Origin of the sequence: Micromonospora sp. HK10, assembly GCF_000982955.1 — a bacterium.
Taxonomy (GTDB): Bacteria; Actinomycetota; Actinomycetes; order Mycobacteriales; family Micromonosporaceae; genus Micromonospora.
Window position 1 is genome coordinate 42,247 of record NZ_KQ058870.1, and the last position, 16,804, is coordinate 59,050.

Sequence of the window (16,804 nt, forward strand, 5' to 3'; positions counted from 1 at the left end):
GCTCAGGGGAACGGCACGGGTCACCCTTTCCCGGGGGTACGCGGCCCGAGCCGGCTCAGCGGAGCGGCAGGGGTCGCGCCCTCCCGGGGTACGCGGTCCGAGCCGGCTCAGGGGAGCGGGCACGGGTCGCGCCAGGCGTCGAGGGCGCGGTCCTTGCGGATGGAGGCGAAGCCGTAGCCGACCGTGGTGACGCAGAACGTCGCCGGGTCGCCGGCGTACTCGACGTGGAAGACCGGTTTCCGGGTGTCGACGAAGGGCAACAGCTTCGCGCACTCCCGCCGCCGTACGCACTCCTGGTTGACGGCGAAGTCGAAGTCGGGGGCGAGCGCGGCGACCTGCGGCACGTCGTCCACCAGCCCGGGGGAGAGGTCGAGCGAGCGGGCCAGCCGGGCCAGCCGCCGGTTGAACAGCAACTGGTCGTCGAAGGCGAGCGGGAAGCCGGTCCGGTGCAGGTACCCGTCGGCGTCGTCGAACGCGACCGCGCCGAAGCCCTTGCCCCGGCACAGCCGGAACCGGTCGGCCAGCACCGGGCTCACCGTGTCCCACCGGCGTACGTCCAGCCAGCGGGTGCCCGGCCGGCCCGGCACCTCGGCGCCGCGCACCCCGGCCGGGAGGCGGCTGGCGTCCGGGTCGGTGGCCGCGGACGAGCCCACCCGCACCTGGCAGACCAGCCGGCGGTCCCGCGCGCGCAACGCGGCCGTCTCGGCGGAGGTGGTACGCACCGGGTCGAGCAGGAAGACGTCCGCCTCGACGGTGACGTCCAGCGGGCCGCTGAGCTGCCACTGCCACTGCCAGGTCCGGGCCAGCGCGGCCGGCCACGGGGTGGGCGCGCCGGGCGGCACCACCGGCTCGCGGCAGCCGGGCAGGGGGCCGAGCAGCAGCATTGCGAATGCCGCCGCCAGCCCACGGCGCAGCCCGCCGGGTAGCGCGTGGACACGCGCTGTGGGCCAGGCCGGCCGGATCCGCATCGACAGCTCCCGGGTCCGGGGCGGCACCCCGCCGCCCCTGCCGGTACGCCGGCCGACCCGGTGGTGCCGGGCCCGGCGGAACGGTCAGCCGACCCTGGCGTACCTCACCCGGTCAACGAGCGCGGACCCGGTCACGTCGCGCCGCTCAGGCCGGGGTGCCGAAGTCCTGCGTCCAGTACGGCCCGTTGCTGCGCGCCACGCCCACGCCGATCTCGGTGTACGCGCAGTTCAGGATGTTCTTCCGGTGGTCGGTGCTGTTCATCCAGGCGGTCATCACCGCTGCGGGACTCTGCTGGTTCCACGCCACGTTCTCCGCCGCCTGGCTGTAGACGTAGCCGACCCGCTTGAGTCGGACGCGCAGGTCGCTGCCGTCGCTGCCGTCGTGCGTCATCGTCTTGTGGTCGGCCTGGTCCTGGCTGTGCCGCTGGGCGGCCAGCATCAGCTTGTCGTCGATGCTCAGCGCCTTGCAACCGGCCTTGGCCCGCTCCTGGTTGACCAGGTCGACGACCTCCCGCAGTTCGGCGCTGATTCCGGGCGCCACGGCGGCCCGCGGAGCGGTGGTACGCGCCGCGGGCGTACGCGCCAGCTGCCGGGACGCGGCCGTGGTCCGGCTGGGCGTCGGGGTGGCGGTCCGGGTCGGGCTCGGCTGCGCGCTGCTCGGGGCGGCGGCGGGGGAGGCCGGATCGGTGGGCGCGACGTCGGTGTTCTCCGGTGCGCCCGGGTCGGCCGGGGCGATGGCCGGCACGTCCTGGGCGGTCGGGGCGGTCCGCTCGCCGCCGCCGGGCAGCAGCAGGGCGCTCACCCCGAGGCTCACCACGAGGGTGGCCGCCGCGGCGGCCCCGCCGATGATCAGGGGGCGGGGCAGGCCCCGGCGCTGCCGGTGCCGGCCGCCCTCCTCCGGCGGCGGGTCCGTCACCGGCCGCCAGCCGGCGGCCGGCTCCTGGTCGGCGCGCCAGGCCCGGTCGACGGGCGCGGCGGGGTGCTCGCCCGTCCGTGAACCGTCCGGGTGGTAGCCGTCGGGCTCGGCGGTCCAGTGGTGATCGGCGGGCTCGACGACCGGTTGGCGGGCGGTGGGCTCGGTGGCCGGGTCGAAGCCGCCGCGGGTGACCGGCGCGGTGAAGCCGGTCCGGTCGGAGGTCGGGGCGTACCCGGTCCACTCGGTGTCGGCGGCCGGTTCGGCCGGACGCCGGTCGGCTCGCGCGTGCCACGCGCCGGCGGGCCAGTCCCCGGTCGGTGCGTCGGACGGGTACGGGCCGGGCTGCTCCGGCTCGTCGCCGAAGAGGTAGGACGACCGTGGCTCGGGCCGGTCCGTGAGCCACGCCGGCCCGTCCGGGGTCGGCGGCTCGGGGCGTCGGGAGACGCCATCCGGTTCGGTCGGGTCGGTCCTGCGGTACACGCCTGTCCCCTCCACGGGTAGCTTGCGGGCCCGGCCGACGCTACGGGCGCGCCATGAGCTGCGGCAACCTGGCTAAGAGAGAGTTAAGGGGAAGCGGACCGCAAGGCTGAAGCGTTCCCACATTTCCGCGCGTACAGTTAAGTCGTCCGGACAGAGCGTGTCCGCGCCTTCTGGCAGCCCTCCCGGGAGTGAACCGGCCGACGTGGAGATGATCTACGGCGTTCGCGAACTTGACGAGAGAGGGGGGTGCGGCCCAATATAGAGGTGTCGCCAGTCGCGCCCAGCCATGCCCGGATATAGCCGGGATGGCAGCCGCGAACACCATGGGCGCGCGTTGGCCGGCCATTCCGGCAGCGCATATCAAGGAGTCAGCATGGCGAAGGCCCTCTACGGCCACGTAGGTGCAGCGCCCGACCGGCGCCTGCTCGACGAGGTCACCCGACTGCGTGCCAGGGTTCAGGCACTGGAGTTCGAGATCACGCGTCTGCGTGCCGACAACGATCGGCTCGCGGCGGCGGCGGCGGAGGCGGACGACCTCCTCCGACTGGCCGAGCCGGCGCTGACCTGATCTCCGAACGTCGGAAAAACTGAATAGCACCACTGCGAAAACGCGCGCCGACACCCAGTGCCGGCGCGCAGCTTTGTGCGCGGCTTTTTGTTTTGTGAGCCGTCTTCCCCGATCCCGCGGACGCCCTGGAATTGCGCCCCGGCAATTATGATCATGCAGTTTCCGGCGGCCACCCCGCCGGCCGGCCGGAATCCGGACACTCCCGGCGTGGGGTGGGTCGCGTAGCGAGGTGTCCCCGACCACGGGTTAGTCTGCGGGTTCACCAGGTCCGCGCAGCCGGCGACGGTTCGGCGGCCACCGGACGAGGATCGAGAAGGTGCATCTCAAGAGCCTGACGGTGAAGGGCTTCAAGTCCTTCGCCTCCGCCACGACGTTGAAGCTGGAGCCCGGGATCACCTGCGTGGTGGGCCCGAACGGCTCCGGCAAGTCCAACGTCGTCGACGCGATCGCCTGGGTGCTCGGCGAGCAGGGCGCCAAGGCGCTGCGCGGCGGCAAGATGGAGGACGTCATCTTCGCCGGCACCGCCGGACGGGCGCCGTTGGGCCGGGCCGAGGTCACCCTCACCATCGACAACACCGACGGCGCGCTGCCGATCGAGTACACCGAGGTCTCCATCACCCGCCGGATGTTCCGCTCCGGCGAGAGCGAGTATGAGATCAACGGCGACTCCTGCCGGCTGCTGGACATCCAGGAGCTGCTCTCGGACTCCGGCATCGGCCGGGAGATGCACATCATCGTCGGGCAGGGCCGGCTCGACGGCATGCTGCACGCCAAGCCGGAGGACCGGCGGGCGTTCATCGAGGAGGCGGCCGGCGTCCTCAAGCACCGCAAGCGCAAGGAGAAGGCGCTGCGGAAGCTCGACGCGATGCAGACCAACCTCAACCGGCTCACCGACCTCACCGCCGAGCTGCGCCGGCAGCTCAAGCCGCTGGGCCGGCAGGCCGAGGTGGCCCGCCGCGCCGCCGCCATCCAGGCCAACCTGCGCGACGCCCGGCTGCGGCTGCTCGCCGACGACCTGCACACGCTGCGTACCACGCTGGACAAGGAGATCGCCGACGAGACGGCGTTGCGCGAGCGGCGGGAGCAGATCGAGGCGGAGCACGGCGAGGTGCAGGGCCGCCTCGGCGAGCTGGAGGCCGCCCTAGCCGAGGACGCGCCGCTGCTCGCCGCCGCGCAGGACACCTGGTACAAGCTCTCCGCGCTCCAGGAGCGGTTCCGCTCGATCGAGCAGCTCGCCCGGGAACGGCTGCGTCACCTCAGCGCCAGCGGGGACGACGAGCGCCCCGGCCGCGACCCGGAGCAGCTGGAGGCCGAGTCCCGGCGGGTCCGCGAGCAGGAGGAGGAGCTGCGCGCGGCGCTCACCGAGGACCAGATCCGGCTGGCCGAGGCGGTCGAGCACCGCCAGGAGCTGGAACGGCAGCTCGCCGCCGCCGAGCGGGAACTGGTCGCCGCCGCCAAGGCCATCGCCGACCGGCGGGAAGGGCTGGCCCGGCTGACCGGCCAGGTCAACTCGGCCCGGGCCCGGACCACCAGCGCCGGTGAGGAGATCGAGCGGCTCGCCGCCGCGCACGCCGACGCGCTGGCCCGGTCCGAGCGGGCGCAGGCCGACCTGGATGCGGTCGCCGAGCAGTCCACCGAGGCGGACCGGGACAACGCCGACCTGGACGCCCGGCACGCCGAGGCCGTCGCCGTGCACGAGCAGGCGCAGGCCGCCGTCCGTAGCCTCTCCGACGCCGAGCGGGCCGCCGAGAAGGACGCGGCCACCTGGAAGGCCCGCGAGGAGGCGCTCGCGCTCGGCCTGCGCCGCAAGGACGGCGCCGGAGCCCTGCTGGCGAAGGCCGACCAGGTCCCGGGCCTGCTGGGCAGCCTCGCCGGGCTGCTCACCGTCGCGCCCGGCCACGAGCCGGCGCTGGCCGCAGCGCTCGGCGGGCTCGCCGACGCGGTCGCGGTCTCCGGGGTCGACGAGGCCGTCGAGGCGATGCGGCTGCTCAAGATCTCTGACGCCGGCCGGGCCGGACTGCTGGTCGGCAGCCCTGCCGGGCCCGGCATGGCGGGTCCGGCCGACGCGCTGCGCCCGAAGCTGCCCGACGGCGCCCAGTGGGCGCCGGACCTGGTGGAGTGCGCGGCGCCGATCCGTCCGGCGGTGCACCGGGCGCTGCGCGACGTGGTGCTGGTGCCCGACCTGGCCGCCGCGGCCGAGCTGGTCGCCGGCAATCCGGAGCTGCGCGCGGTCACCCCGGACGGCGACGTGGTCGGCGCGTACGCGGCGGCCGGCGGGTCGGCCAAGGCACCCAGCTTCATCGAGGTGCAGGCGGCCGTCGAGGAGGCACGGACGAACCGGGCCGCCGCCGAGCGGAGCAGCGCGGAGCTGCGCGAACAGCTGGTCGAGGCGCGCGCCGAGGTGGCCGTCGCGAAGGAGGCCGTGCAGCACGCCGCCGCCGCCAAACGGGAGGCGGAGAGCCACCGCAACGCCGCCGCCCGCCGGCTCGCCGAGCTGGGCGCGGCCGCCCGGTCGGCCAAGGCGGAGACCGACCGGCTCGGTGAGTCCCGGGCCCGCGCCGAGGCGGCCCGGGAACGCGACCTTCAGGCCCTCGCCGAGCTGGAGGAGCGGCTTCGGCTGGCCGAGGCCACCCCGCTCGACGCCGAGCCGTCCACCGAGGAACGCGACCAGCTCGCCGCCATGGTGCCGCAGGCCCGGCAGAACGAGATGGAGGTCCGGCTCGCCGTGCGTACCGCCGAGGAGCGGGTCTCCTCGATCGCCGGCCGGGCCGACTCCCTCGCGCGGCAGGCGAACGCCGAGCGGGCCGCGCGGGAGCGCGCGGCCGCCCGGCGCGCCGCCCGCACCCGGGGCGCGGAGATCGCCCAGGCGGTGGTCGGCGGCGCCCGCGAGGCGCTGGCCCGGCTCACCGTCTCGCTGGCCCGGGCCGAGGAGCACCGGGACGCCGTGGCCCGCGAGCGCGCCGCCCGTGAGGCCGAGCTCTCCGAGGTACGCGGCGCGGCCAAGCGGCTCGGCGCCGAACTGGAGCGGCTGACCAGCCAGGTGCACCGGGACGAGGTGGCCCGCGCCGAGCAGTGGCTGCGCATCGAGCAGCTGGAGGCCAAGGCCGCCGAGGACTTCGGCCTGGACGTGGAGACGCTGGTCGCCGAGTACGGCCCGGACCAGCTCGTCCCGCCCACCCAGGCCGAGCTGGCGCTGGCCGAGAAGGAGGGCGCGCCGGCGCCCGAACCGGTCCGCTACGAGCGGCCGGTGCAGGAGAAGCGGGCCGCCAAGGCGGAACGGGAGCTGGCCCTGCTGGGCAAGGTCAACCCGCTCGCGCTGGAGGAGTTCGCCGCCCTGGAGGAGCGCTACAAGTTCCTCTCCGAGCAGTTGGAGGACCTGAAGGCCACCCGGCGGGACCTGCTCACCGTCGTCAAGGACGTCGACGACCGGATCCTGGAGGTCTTCGCCAGCGCGTTCGAAGACACCGCCCGCGAGTTCGAGCAGGTCTTCACCGTGCTCTTCCCCGGGGGTGAGGGGCGGCTGGTGCTCACCGACCCGGAGGACCTGCTCACCACCGGCGTCGAGGTCGAGGCCCGACCCCCGGGCAAGAAGATCAAGCGGCTGTCGCTGCTCTCCGGCGGCGAGCGGTCGCTGACCGCGGTGGCCATGCTGGTGGCGATCTTCCGCGCCCGGCCCAGCCCGTTCTACATCATGGACGAGGTGGAGGCGGCCCTCGACGACGTCAACCTGGGACGCCTGATCACGCTGCTGGCCCAGCTGCGGGAGAAGAGCCAGCTCATCGTGATCACGCACCAGAAGCGGACCATGGAGATCGCCGACGCGCTCTACGGCGTGACCATGCGCAGCGGCGTGACCCAGGTGATCAGTCAGCGGCTCAACCGGGCCGAGAACGACGGGCAGGAGAACGACGAGTGAGTCGGGAACGCGCGACGGCGCTCCTCATCGACTTCGACGGCGTGCTGCGGCGCTGGGACCCGACGGTCGCGGCCGGGGTCGAGCGGGAGTACGGCCTGACCGAGGGGGTCCTCGGTGAGATCGCCATGTCCTGGGGGCTGCTCCAGCCGGTGCTCACCGGCAAGGTCAGCCACGACCAGTGGATGGCGAGCGTGGCCGACGCGCTGACCCCGACGCTCGGCGACCCGGAACGGGCCCGGGCGGCGGTCCAGCAGTGGCAGCGCTACCGCGGCGAGGTCGACCCGGCGGTGCTGGCGTTCATCCGCGAGGTGCGGGCGGCCGGCGTCCGGGTCGGGCTGGGCACCAACGCCACCGACCTGCTCGACGCCGACCTCGCCGCGCTGGGCCTCGCCGACGAGCTGGACGTGGTGGTCAACTCCTCGACCCTCGGGGTGCACAAGCCGGCGAAGGAGTACTTCCAGGCGGCGTGCGTGGCGCTGGCGACCCCGCCGGCGCGGGTGCTCTTCGTCGACGACGAGGACCGGGCCGTGGCCGGCGCCCGGGTGGCTGGGCTCTCCGCGCACCGCTGGAGCGGCCCGGGCGACCTGCGCTACCTGCGCGCCGTGCTGGCCCCGGCCGCCTGAGGCGGGCCCGCCGGTCGTGCCCGGTGCGGATGGTTCGCCGGTCGCGCCGGTTGTCGGCTGGTTCGGCGGTCGCGGCCGGCCCGCCGGTTGCCGGTTGGTTCGCCGGTTGCGGCAAACCGGGGTACCCCGTCCAGGGGTGACCGCGAGCTGCCGCAACCGGGGTCGATCAGGGGCCCTCAGGAGCCGGTGACGCCGTCGATCCGCTCGCGGATCAGGTCGGCGTGGCCGTTGTGCCGGGCGTACTCCTCGATCATGTGGACGTAGACCCAGCGGAGGCTGATCTCGTTGGTGCTGCCGTCGCGGCGGGAGTGCCGGAAGGTGTGCTCCAGCGACAGGTCGGCGGCCGCGCGGTCGGCTGCGGCGACCTCGGCCCGGTAGGTGGCGAAGGTCTCCTCCGGGTCGGCGTCCGCGACGGCGTTCAGATCGGCGTCCGGGTCCTCGTCGTCGTCGTACAGGCCGGGGATCTCCTCGCCGGCGGACCGGATCCGGAACCACCACCGCTCGACGTCGGCCATGTGCCGGACCAGGCCGAGCAGGGTCAGCCCGGACGGCGGCACGCTGGCCGTCCGCAGCTGCTCGGCGGTCAGGCCGGCGCACTTGAGCAGCAGGGTGTCGCGGTGGTTGTCGAGCCAGCCTTGCAGTATGGTGCGCTCGTCGGCGACGAACGGCTCGTGGCGGCGGTCGATCTCGGGTGCTCTCCAGGTCATCCCGGGATGGTAGGAGGGGGACCTGGTCCACGCGAGGCGTTAACGGGGTCCCCGCCCCGGTCTCAGGGCACCACGACGACGGGCCAGCGGCCGGTGCGGACCAGCCGGGTGGCCACCGAGCCGACCAGCCGGTGGCCGGCCTGCTCGGACGAGCCGACCACCACGAGGTCGGCCCGGTGCTCGTCGGCGGCCCGGGCCAGCTCCGCGTAGGCGTCCCCGCGCCGGCACAGGAAGGTCACCGGCAGGCCCAGCTCCTCGGCGCCGCGCCGGCACTCCTCGCGCAACTCCGCGGCCAGCTCGTCCTGGGTCTGCTGGACCGCCCCGGCCACCACCCCGGAGATGATCGCGGTGTACGGCGGGGGCGAGCTGACGAAGACGACCACCAGGGCGGCGCCCTGCCGGCGGGCCAGCCCGGCCGCGTACGCGGCGGCGCGCAGCGAGGTGCGGCTGCCGTCGACGCCGACCAGCACCACCCGGGGCCCGTCCGTGCCGCGTTCGAACGGCAGCAGCCGGGCCTCCGGGCCGTACCTCTCGCGCTCGGGTGCGTTCATCGGGTCAGCCCCGTACGCCCGTGGGGAGCACCGGGGCGTCGGTGGACGCCCGCTCGACCTCGGTGGCCGCCGGGTCGCCGTTGTGCCGCCGCAGCGGTACCTCCTTGATGAACAGCACCGCGATCAGGGCGATCAGCCCGAACGGGGCGGCGGCTAGGAAGATGTCCCCGGCGCCGTGCCCGTACGCGGCCTCGACGACCGCGCGGATCGGGGCGGGCAGGGTGTGCACGTTCGGCAGGGTACCGCCGCTGCCCGAGCTGGACGCCGGGATGCCGAGACCGGCCAGCCCGTCCGCCAGGTAGTCCTTGACCTTGTGGCCGAGGATCGCGCCGAGCGCGCTGACGCCGATCGCGCCGCCGAGGCTGCGGAAGAACGCCACTACCGAGCTGGCCGCGCCGAGCTCGTGCGGGCCGACGGTGTTCTGCACCGCGAGGACCAGGTTCTGCATGGTCATGCCCAGGCCGAGGCCGATCAGCGCCATGAACACGGCGAGCCGCCAGTACGGCGTGTCCGCGCGCATCGTGCCCATCAGCGCGAAGCCGGCCGTGAGCAGGGCCGAGCCGGCGACCAGGTAGCGCTTCCAGCGGCCGGTGTTGGTGATGATCCGGCCGACCACGGTCGAGGCGATCAGCAGGCCGCCGATCATCGGCAGGGTCATCAGGCCGGACATGGTGGGGCTCTCGCCGCGGCTGATCTGGAAGTACTGGCCCAGGAAGACCGAGGCGCCGAACATGCCCACGCCGACCGCGATGCTGGCGACCACGGCGAGGGTGATGGTGCGGTTGCGGAACAGGCGCGGCGGGATCATCGGCTCGCTGGCCCGGCTCTCCACCCGGACGGCGAGGGCGCCGAGCAGCACCGCGCCGACCACCAGGACGCCGCTCTGCCAGGAGAGCCAGGCGTACCGGTCACCGGCCAGGGTGACCCAGATCAGCAGCATCGAGACGGCCGCGGTGATCAGGGTGGCCCCCCACCAGTCGATCTTCACCGCCCGCTTGACCACGGGCAGGTGCAGGGTCTTCTGGAGCACGATCAGGGCGAGGACGGCGAACGGCACGCCCACGTAGAAGCACCAGCGCCAGCCGAGCCAGTCGGTGTCGACGATGACGCCACCGATCAGCGGGCCGCCGATGGTGCCCACGGCCATCACGGCGCCGAGGTAGCCGCTGTACCGGCCGCGCTCGCGCGGGGCGATCATCGTCGCCATGATCACCTGGGCCAGCGCGGTGAGACCGCCCGCGCCGACGCCCTGCACCACGCGGCAGGCGATCAGCTCGCCGGTGGACTGGGCCTGCCCGGCGAGCACCGAGCCCAGCACGAAGACCACCAGGGCGAGCTGGACCAGGACCTTCTTGCTGGTCAGGTCCGCGAGCTTGCCCCAGATCGGGGTGGTGGCGGTGGTCGCCAGCAGCGTCGAGGTGACCACCCAGGTGTACGCCGACTGGCTGCCGTGCAGGTCGGTGATGATCCGCGGCAGCGCGTTGGAGACGACCGTGGAGGAGAGGATCGCGACGAACATGCCCAGCAGCAGGCCGGAGAGGGCCTCCAGGATCTGCCGGTGGGACATGCCGACGGCGGTCGCCCGGGTGGGCGCTGTCGCCTGCGTCATCGTGGAATGCCTCCGGAGAGAAGACGGCAAATGGTTGACTCGGGCAACCGTATGGCTTGGTTGCCTGAAGCAACAACCGCGCGTGGCGAACGTCTTATTCCGGCGCTGAGCTGCTCAGAAGGTCTCGTTGAACCGGTGCATCAGCCGGGCGAAGTCCTCGACGTCCCGTTCCGGCCACGATTGCAGCGAACGGCGGATCTGTCCGAGTCGGGCCGCCCGGGCCGAGTCGAACCGCCGGGTGCCCTCCTCGGTGAGGCTGAGCTGGGCCGCCCGCCGGTCGGTCGGGTCCGGGTCGCGGCGCACCAGCCCCAGCGACTCCAGGCCGTTGATCTGCCGGCTCAGCGTGCCCTTACCGATGCCGAGCCGCACGGCCAGGTCGGTCAGCCGGATCGAACCCGACCGGCGCAGCCAGAGCAGCAGGCCGTACGCGTTCGGCTCCAGGTTCGGGTGGACCTCCCGGGCGATCTCCCAGGACAGCGCCCGCCCACGGCGCAACAGCGCGGTCAGCTCGTGCTCCACCGCGCGCAGGGTCTCGGGCCGGTGCTCCTCCACGCCGCAGAGCGTACTCAGCCCTCCGCGAGCCGCTGCCGCGCCACCGTGCGCAGGTCCCCGTCGCTGGTGGTGCCCTCGATCACCACGTCGGCCGACCGGCCCTGGTGGGTCAGCGTGGCCACCGCGTTGCCGAAGTACGGGCCGGCCAGCTTCTTCCAGCGCACACTCGGCTTGCGTACCCCCGCCGAGCGGGCCAGGGCCCGGGTGGCCGCGGCCGGACCCGGGTTCCAGCCCAGCCGCATCAGCGGGCGCATCGCGGCCGGCACCTGGTTGTGGATCGGCGAGCAGGTGAGCTGGTGCACCGGGGTGCGTACGCCCCGGTCGGCGAAGCGGGCCCGGGCCACGTACGAGTGGTGCACGTCGCCGGAGAGCACGCTGATCGACGCCGGCGCCGGGTACGCCGGGCCGGCGCCCACCCGCGCCCCGGGGCGGGCGGCCCGGCCGCTGCCCAGCCGGGCGAAGAGTTCGCCGAGGGCGTCGAAGGAGCGCCGGAACGACGCCCAGTGCTCCAGGTCCCACCCCCGGCGCAGCCGCTCGGAGACCCTCGCCACCCAGGGGCGGCCGGAGTCGGCCAGCTTCTCGTTCCACGCCTCCACGTGGTGGATGCCGGGCGGCAGCAGCCAGGGCAGGGAGGCGCCGACCACGAGGTGGTCGTAGACGCCGTGCGCCCGGTCCAGGAACCAGGACCACTCGCCCGCCGGCAGCATCGCCCGGTTGCCCGCCTCCAGCACCCGGCTGGACCGGTTGTCCAGCATCACCAGCCGGGTCCGGCCCAGGTCGAGGGCGTAGCTCCACTGGTACTGCACGGCCCGCCAGCGCTCGGTGTCGTGCGCCACGTCGGCCTCGGTGTCGACCCGCTCGCCGAACTCGTGCAGCACGCCCGTGGCGTCCTCGGCGGCCGTCACCTTGGCGTAGACCGGGTCGGCGGCGATCTCGTCCGGGCTCAGGTTGCCCAGGTGCTGGTAGACCCAGTAGGAGGCGAGGCCGCTGCGGATCCGCTCGGCCCACCACGGCTGCCGGCGCATGTCCGCCCGCCACGAGGCCGAGGTGTTCCAGTCGTCGATCACCTCGTGGTCGTCGAAGATCATCACGCTGGGCACGGTGGAGAGCAGCCAGCGGATCTCCGGATCGCGCCACGACTCCAGGTAGAGCTTCGTGTACTCGTCGAAGCTCACCACCTGGGTCGCCGGGGCGTCCTTCGGCCGGCGCCGGCGCCGCCGGAGCAGCTTGCGCACCGTCGGCGAGGTGACGTCGGCGTAGACCTGGTCGCCGAGGAGCACCAGCAGGTCGGGCCAGGTGGCCGGGTCCGGGTCGGCCATCATCCGCCGGGCGTACGCGTCGAGCGCGTCCGGCGGCAGCCGGCGGGCCGTCGAGTGCTGGGTGGTCTCCCGGCACGAACCGAACAGCAGCCGGACCGGCTGCTCCCGGTCGTCCGCCGCCCGGGTCCGGATCACGCTGGCCGGGAAGCCGCTCTCCGGCACCGGCCAGGCGAGCTCGTCGTCGATCAGCACCTCATAGCTGGTGGTGCTCGCCGGGGTCAGCCCCTCCACCACCACGAGCGCGTAGTGGTGGTCGTACGCCGTGAAGGTCGCCGCGCTGCCCCGGGCCCCGTCGGCTGTGCGGACCGTCACCACGGCCGGCCCGCTGGTCTCCACCCAGACGGTGGCCCGCGTGCCGACGACCCGGCGCAGGAGTGGGCCGATGAGCAGGCGGGAGCTGGGCACGACGCACCTCCGACAAGATCGTTTGAACCTTTCCCTACCCGGCCGGCGGTTGCGGTACGCCTTCCAGCGGCGAGCGTACCCGCAGCTCGCTCGCGTCCGGCGGCGGTGATTGGGACGCCGTCGCCGGCATCTGACAGGATTTCGGGCATGAAGGAATACCTCCTCGTCGCCCTCGCCCTGCTCGTGGCGCTGATCGTCGGCGGCCTCAGCCTCGTGGTGCCCCGGCTGCGCCGACGCCCGGAGCCGCCGCTGCCGAGGACGGAGGTCGACACCCGGGCCGAGGAGGACCTGGCCGGCCCGCCGGTGACGGCCCCGGAGTCGGACCTCGCCACCGGAGTGCTGGTCGAGCCGCCGCCGGTGGTCGAAGCGCCGCCACCCACCATCGAGGTCCCCGAGCCCACCGCCGGCCGGCTGGTCCGGCTGCGCTCCCGGCTGTCCCGCTCGCAGAGCGTCTTCGGCAAGGGCCTGCTCGGCCTGCTCAGCCGGGACCACCTGGACGAGGACACCTGGGAGGAGATCGAGGACAGCCTGATCACCGCGGACGTCGGCATCGACTCGACCCGGGAGATCGTCGACCGGCTCCGCGAGCAGACCCGGGTGCTCGGCACCCGGTCCGTCGGTGAGCTGCGCGCCCTGCTCGCCGCCGAACTGGTCAACGCCCTCGACCCCACCCTGGACCGGTCGCTGCGGACCGTCCCGAAGGAGGGCGTGCCGGCGGTCGTGCTGGTCGTCGGGGTCAACGGCGCCGGCAAGACCACCACCTGCGGCAAGATCGCCCGGGTGCTCATCGCCGACGGCCGGACCGTGCTGCTCGGCGCCGCCGACACCTTCCGGGCCGCCGCCGCCGACCAGCTGGAGACCTGGGGTGGCCGGGTCGGCGCGGAGACCGTCCGTGGCCCGGAGGCCGCCGACCCGGCCAGCGTCGCCTTCGACGCGGTCAAGCGGGGCATCGACACCGGGGTCGACGCCGTGCTCGTCGACACCGCCGGCCGGCTGCAGAACAAGATCGGTCTGATGGACGAGCTGGGCAAGGTCAAACGGGTGGTGGAGAAGCACGGCCCGATCGACGAGACCCTGCTCGTGCTCGACGCCACCACCGGCCAGAACGGCCTGGAACAGGCGCGGGTATTCACCGAGGTGGTCAACGTGACCGGCGTGGTGCTGACCAAGCTCGACGGGACCGCCAAGGGCGGCATCGTGATCGCCGTGCAGCGCAAGCTCGGCATCCCGGTCAAGCTGGTCGGCCTCGGCGAGGGCCCGGACGACCTGGCCCCGTTCGACCCCGCACAGTTCGTCGACGCGCTGCTCGGCACCGAGCCGCTCGCCCGGGACGCGTAGCCTCGACGTGACGACTGACGATCGCGCCTACGCGGGGTGGCGCGACCCCAGCCACCCGTCGCCGCGCCTCGGGAGACCGTACGTGACTTCGCAGGAGATCCCGCTGCACGGCGGGAACGTGAGCACCGTGGTCCGGGTGGGCGACACGGTCCGGCGCAACGCCGGCCCCTGGACGCCCTCCGTGCACGCCCTGCTGCGTCACCTGGAGTACGTGGGCTTCACCGGCGCACCCCGCGCGCTCGGCATGGACGAGCGGAACCGTGAGGTCCTGTCGTACCTGGAGGGGGAGTGCGGGGAGTACCCGCTGGCCCCGCACTGGGTCACCGACGAGGCCCTGGTCACCGTGGCGACCATGCTGCGGATGTTCCACGACGCCCAGTACGGCTTCACCCCGCCGCCCGGCGCCGTGTGGCGCTCGTTCGGTCCGCCGCCGCCGGACACCGAGGTGATCTGCCACCACGACGCCGCCCCGCACAACGTGATCTGGCGGCCGGACGGCACGCTCGGCCTGATCGACTTCGACCTGGCCTCGCCCGGCGCCCGGATCTACGACGTGGCGTACGCGGCCTGGACCTGGGTGCCGATCTTCTCCGACCGGGACTCCATCACGCTCGGCTGGAAGCACCCGGACCGGCCGCGCCGGCTGCGGCTCTTCGCCGACGCGTACGGGCTGATCCCGCGGGACCGGCACCGGCTGATCCGGACCATCCGCAAGCGCATCGTCGACCACGTCGAGGGGATCCGGCGGATGGCCGCGGCCGGGGAGCCGGCCTTCGTCCGGATCGTGCACAAGGGCCACCTGCGCCGGCCGATGCGCGACCTGCGACTGCTCGACTACGAGCGCAACACCCTGGAGTACGCGCTGCGCTAGTTGCCGACGCCGAGGCTGGACATGAACGCCGCCGGGTAGCGGTCGCCGCGTGCGGCGCCCTTCGGCACGGCCGCCTCGATCTCCTCGAGGTCGCCGGCCGACAGCTCCACCTCCAGCGCCGGCAACGCCTCGGCCAGCCGCTGCCGGGTGCGCGCACCGACCAGCGTGACGACGCACGGGTCCTGGGCCGCCACCCACGCGATCGCCAACTGCGCCACCGTGCACCCCTTCGCGTCGGCGACGCGGCGCAACGCCTCCACCAGGGCGAGGTTGTGCGAGGCGTTCTCGCCGGAGAAGCGGGGACTCTGGTTACGCGCGTCGTCCGCCCGCCCCGGCACCCAGTTGCCCGAGAGCAGGCCACGGCCCAGCACACCGTACGCGGTCAGCCCGATGCCCAGCTCCCGCAGCGCGGGCAGCACGTCGGTCTCGACCGCGCGCGACAGCAGCGAGTACTCGATCTGAAGATCAGCGATCGGGTGGACGGCGTGCGCCCGGCGGACGGTCTCCGCGTCCACCTCGGAGAGCCCCACGTACCGCACGTAACCGGCGTCGACCATCTCCTTGATCGCGCCGATCGTGTCCTCGATCGGCACCGAGCGGTCGAGCCGGGCCGGCCGGTAGATGTCCACGTGGTCGACGCCGAGCCGGGTCAGCGAGTAGCTCAGGTAGTTCCGCACCGAGTCCGGGCGGGAGTCCTGACCGGCGAACCGCCGGCCCGGCCCCACCTGCTGCCCGAACTTCACGCTCAGCAGATAGCTGTCCCGGTCGCGTCCCCGCAACGCCTCCGACAGCAGCAGTTCGTTGTGCCCCATGCCGTAGAAGTCGGCGGTGTCGACAAGCGTGACCCCGGCGTCCAACGCGGCCCGTACGGTGGCGATGCTCTCCTCGCGATCGGCCGGGCCGTACGCGCCCGACATGCTCATCGCCCCCAGCCCCAGCGCGGAGACCGTGGGACCGGTGTTGCCCAGCGTGCGTGTCTGCATCGAAACTCTCCCTCGTCGGTCGATCTCGGCTCCACTCTGCGCCGCTCTCCGGCCGGCCGGCAGCGGAGCGCCTATCGTGGGAGCGCCGCTCCCTGGCTCCCCGCACGGCCCCGGGGCAGCATGGGGGCATGCAGCGTGAGCAGCTCGCCGACTTCCTGCGGCGCCGGCGCGCGGCCGTCCGCCCCGCGGAGGTGGGCATCGCCGCCGGCCCCCGCCGGCGCACCGCCGGCCTGCGCCGCGAGGAGGTCGCCATGCTCGCCGGCATGTCCGTGGACTACGTCGTGCGCCTGGAGCAGGGCCGCAGCAGCCAGCCGTCGACCCAGTTGCTCGGCGCCCTGGCCCGGGCCCTGCGCCTGACCGATGACGAGCGCAACCACCTGTTCCACCTGGCCGGCCACCAGCCGCCGCCCGCCGACGGCACCGCCCGCCTGGCCCGGGCCGGCTTGGTCCGCCTGCTCGACCTGGTGGGCGACACCCCGGCCATGGTCCTGTCCGACCTCGGTGAGGTCCTGGCGCAGAACCGCATGTCGATCCTGCTCACCGGCGACCACACCGGGCTGGCCGGAGACCGCCGCTACGTCGCCTACCGCCATTTCACCGACCCGGTCGTGCGCGACCTGCACGGCCCCGAGGAGTGGCAGCGGCATGCCCGCCAGCAGGTCGCCGACCTGCGCGCGGTGGCCGGCCGGCGGGCCGGCGACCCGGTCGTGGCCGGCCTGATCGAGCGGTTGCGGGCGGCGAGCGACGACTTCCGGCGGCTGTGGGCCGAGCACGAGGTGGCGGTGCGCCGGGCCGACCGCAAGACGTTCACCCACCCCCGCGTGGGTCGCGTCACCCTGGACTGCGAAACCCTGGTCACCCCCGACCTCGGCCAGCAACTGCTGGTGCTGACCCCGGCCGACGGCGAGGCCAGGGAGAAGCTCGAGCTGCTGCGCGTGCTGGGGGTCGAGGAGTTCCCGGCCGGGGCGCCGCGCTGACGGTACCGGCGCTTGCAAGAT

General features: G+C 73.8%; 14 protein-coding genes. 6 read left to right on the forward strand and 8 right to left on the reverse strand.

All coding sequences use genetic code 11. The features are described from left to right. Positions 1 to 107: 107 nt before the first annotated feature. Both LQ51_RS24490 and LQ51_RS24495 read right to left on the reverse strand, forming a co-directional pair. Positions 108 to 968, reverse strand: a complete 861-nt coding sequence (locus tag LQ51_RS24490) for an endo alpha-1,4 polygalactosaminidase (protein ID WP_046569610.1) — start codon at positions 966 to 968, stop codon at positions 108 to 110. 145 nt (positions 969 to 1,113) lie between these two features. Beyond that, on the reverse strand, positions 1,114 to 2,364 hold the full coding sequence (locus LQ51_RS24495) for a CAP domain-containing protein (protein WP_046569554.1): 1,251 nt from the start codon (positions 2,362 to 2,364) through the stop codon (positions 1,114 to 1,116). Positions 2,365 to 2,737: 373 nt separating this feature from the next. Between LQ51_RS24495 and LQ51_RS24500 the strand changes: the two genes are divergently transcribed. From LQ51_RS24500 to LQ51_RS24510, 3 genes are all read left to right on the forward strand, one after another. Further along, on the forward strand, positions 2,738 to 2,932 hold the full coding sequence (locus LQ51_RS24500; RefSeq protein WP_007456482.1) for a hypothetical protein: 195 nt from the start codon (positions 2,738 to 2,740) through the stop codon (positions 2,930 to 2,932). Positions 2,933 to 3,248: 316 nt separating this feature from the next. Beyond that, complete coding sequence (gene smc, locus LQ51_RS24505) at positions 3,249 to 6,848, forward strand: chromosome segregation protein SMC (RefSeq protein WP_046569557.1); 3,600 nt, start codon at positions 3,249 to 3,251, stop codon at positions 6,846 to 6,848. Beyond that, positions 6,845 to 7,471, forward strand: a complete 627-nt coding sequence (locus LQ51_RS24510; protein ID WP_046569559.1) for an HAD-IA family hydrolase — start codon at positions 6,845 to 6,847, stop codon at positions 7,469 to 7,471. The genes smc and LQ51_RS24510 overlap by 4 nt, the downstream gene beginning before the upstream one ends. A gap of 176 nt (positions 7,472 to 7,647) precedes the next feature. Here LQ51_RS24510 and LQ51_RS24515 read toward each other — a convergent pair whose 3' ends face one another. The 5 genes from LQ51_RS24515 to LQ51_RS24535 all read right to left on the reverse strand — a co-directional run bounded on the left by LQ51_RS24515 (position 7,648) and on the right by LQ51_RS24535 (position 12,614). Continuing rightward, positions 7,648 to 8,178: a DinB family protein gene (locus LQ51_RS24515; RefSeq protein WP_046569561.1), complete on the reverse strand. Its 531-nt coding sequence runs from the start codon at positions 8,176 to 8,178 to the stop codon at positions 7,648 to 7,650. 62 nt (positions 8,179 to 8,240) lie between these two features. Continuing rightward, entirely contained in the window at positions 8,241 to 8,729 is a 489-nt protein-coding gene (locus LQ51_RS24520) for a universal stress protein (RefSeq protein WP_046569562.1), read from the reverse strand. Positions 8,730 to 8,733: 4 nt separating this feature from the next. Next, positions 8,734 to 10,338, reverse strand: a complete 1,605-nt coding sequence (locus tag LQ51_RS24525) for an MDR family MFS transporter (RefSeq protein ID WP_046569564.1) — start codon at positions 10,336 to 10,338, stop codon at positions 8,734 to 8,736. Positions 10,339 to 10,452: 114 nt separating this feature from the next. Next, positions 10,453 to 10,890: a MarR family winged helix-turn-helix transcriptional regulator gene (locus LQ51_RS24530; protein WP_046569566.1), complete on the reverse strand. Its 438-nt coding sequence runs from the start codon at positions 10,888 to 10,890 to the stop codon at positions 10,453 to 10,455. A 14-nt stretch (positions 10,891 to 10,904) separates the two neighbouring features. Then, positions 10,905 to 12,614 carry an alkaline phosphatase D family protein gene (locus tag LQ51_RS24535; RefSeq protein WP_046569569.1) on the reverse strand — a complete coding sequence of 570 codons (1,710 nt, stop codon included), beginning with the start codon at positions 12,612 to 12,614 and terminating at the stop codon, positions 10,905 to 10,907. A 147-nt stretch (positions 12,615 to 12,761) separates the two neighbouring features. Between LQ51_RS24535 and ftsY the strand changes: the two genes are divergently transcribed. Together ftsY and LQ51_RS24545 are read left to right on the forward strand one after the other, a co-directional pair. Continuing rightward, positions 12,762 to 13,952: a signal recognition particle-docking protein FtsY gene (gene ftsY / locus LQ51_RS24540; protein ID WP_046569573.1), complete on the forward strand. Its 1,191-nt coding sequence runs from the start codon at positions 12,762 to 12,764 to the stop codon at positions 13,950 to 13,952. Between the two features lie 7 nt (positions 13,953 to 13,959). Next, complete coding sequence (locus tag LQ51_RS24545) at positions 13,960 to 14,823, forward strand: phosphotransferase (RefSeq protein WP_197087901.1); 864 nt, start codon at positions 13,960 to 13,962, stop codon at positions 14,821 to 14,823. Here the strand turns inward: LQ51_RS24545 and LQ51_RS24550 are convergent. Further along, complete coding sequence (locus LQ51_RS24550) at positions 14,820 to 15,806, reverse strand: aldo/keto reductase (protein WP_046569576.1); 987 nt, start codon at positions 15,804 to 15,806, stop codon at positions 14,820 to 14,822. The two genes, LQ51_RS24545 and LQ51_RS24550, sit on opposite strands and share 4 nt — an antisense overlap. Before the next feature lie 128 nt (positions 15,807 to 15,934). Between LQ51_RS24550 and LQ51_RS24555 the strand changes: the two genes are divergently transcribed. Further along, a complete protein-coding gene (locus LQ51_RS24555; RefSeq protein ID WP_046569578.1) occupies positions 15,935 to 16,783 on the forward strand; it encodes a helix-turn-helix transcriptional regulator in 849 nt (282 codons plus the stop codon). Positions 16,784 to 16,804 lie beyond the last annotated feature (21 nt).

Bases quoted from the DNA above. Each gene is read 5' to 3' on its own strand.
- LQ51_RS24525 (WP_046569564.1), bottom strand. From the start codon at position 10,338: ATGACGCAGGCGACAGCGCCCACCCGGGCGACCGCCGTCGGCATGTCC.
- LQ51_RS24500 (WP_007456482.1), top strand. From the start codon at position 2,738: ATGGCGAAGGCCCTCTACGGCCACGTAGGTGCAGCGCCCGACCGGCGC.
- LQ51_RS24520 (WP_046569562.1), bottom strand. From the start codon at position 8,729: ATGAACGCACCCGAGCGCGAGAGGTACGGCCCGGAGGCCCGGCTGCTG.
- ftsY (WP_046569573.1), top strand. From the start codon at position 12,762: ATGAAGGAATACCTCCTCGTCGCCCTCGCCCTGCTCGTGGCGCTGATC.
- LQ51_RS24555 (WP_046569578.1), top strand. From the start codon at position 15,935: ATGCAGCGTGAGCAGCTCGCCGACTTCCTGCGGCGCCGGCGCGCGGCC.
- LQ51_RS24490 (WP_046569610.1), bottom strand. From the start codon at position 968: ATGCGGATCCGGCCGGCCTGGCCCACAGCGCGTGTCCACGCGCTACCC.
- LQ51_RS24515 (WP_046569561.1), bottom strand. From the start codon at position 8,178: ATGACCTGGAGAGCACCCGAGATCGACCGCCGCCACGAGCCGTTCGTC.
- LQ51_RS24550 (WP_046569576.1), bottom strand. From the start codon at position 15,806: ATGCAGACACGCACGCTGGGCAACACCGGTCCCACGGTCTCCGCGCTG.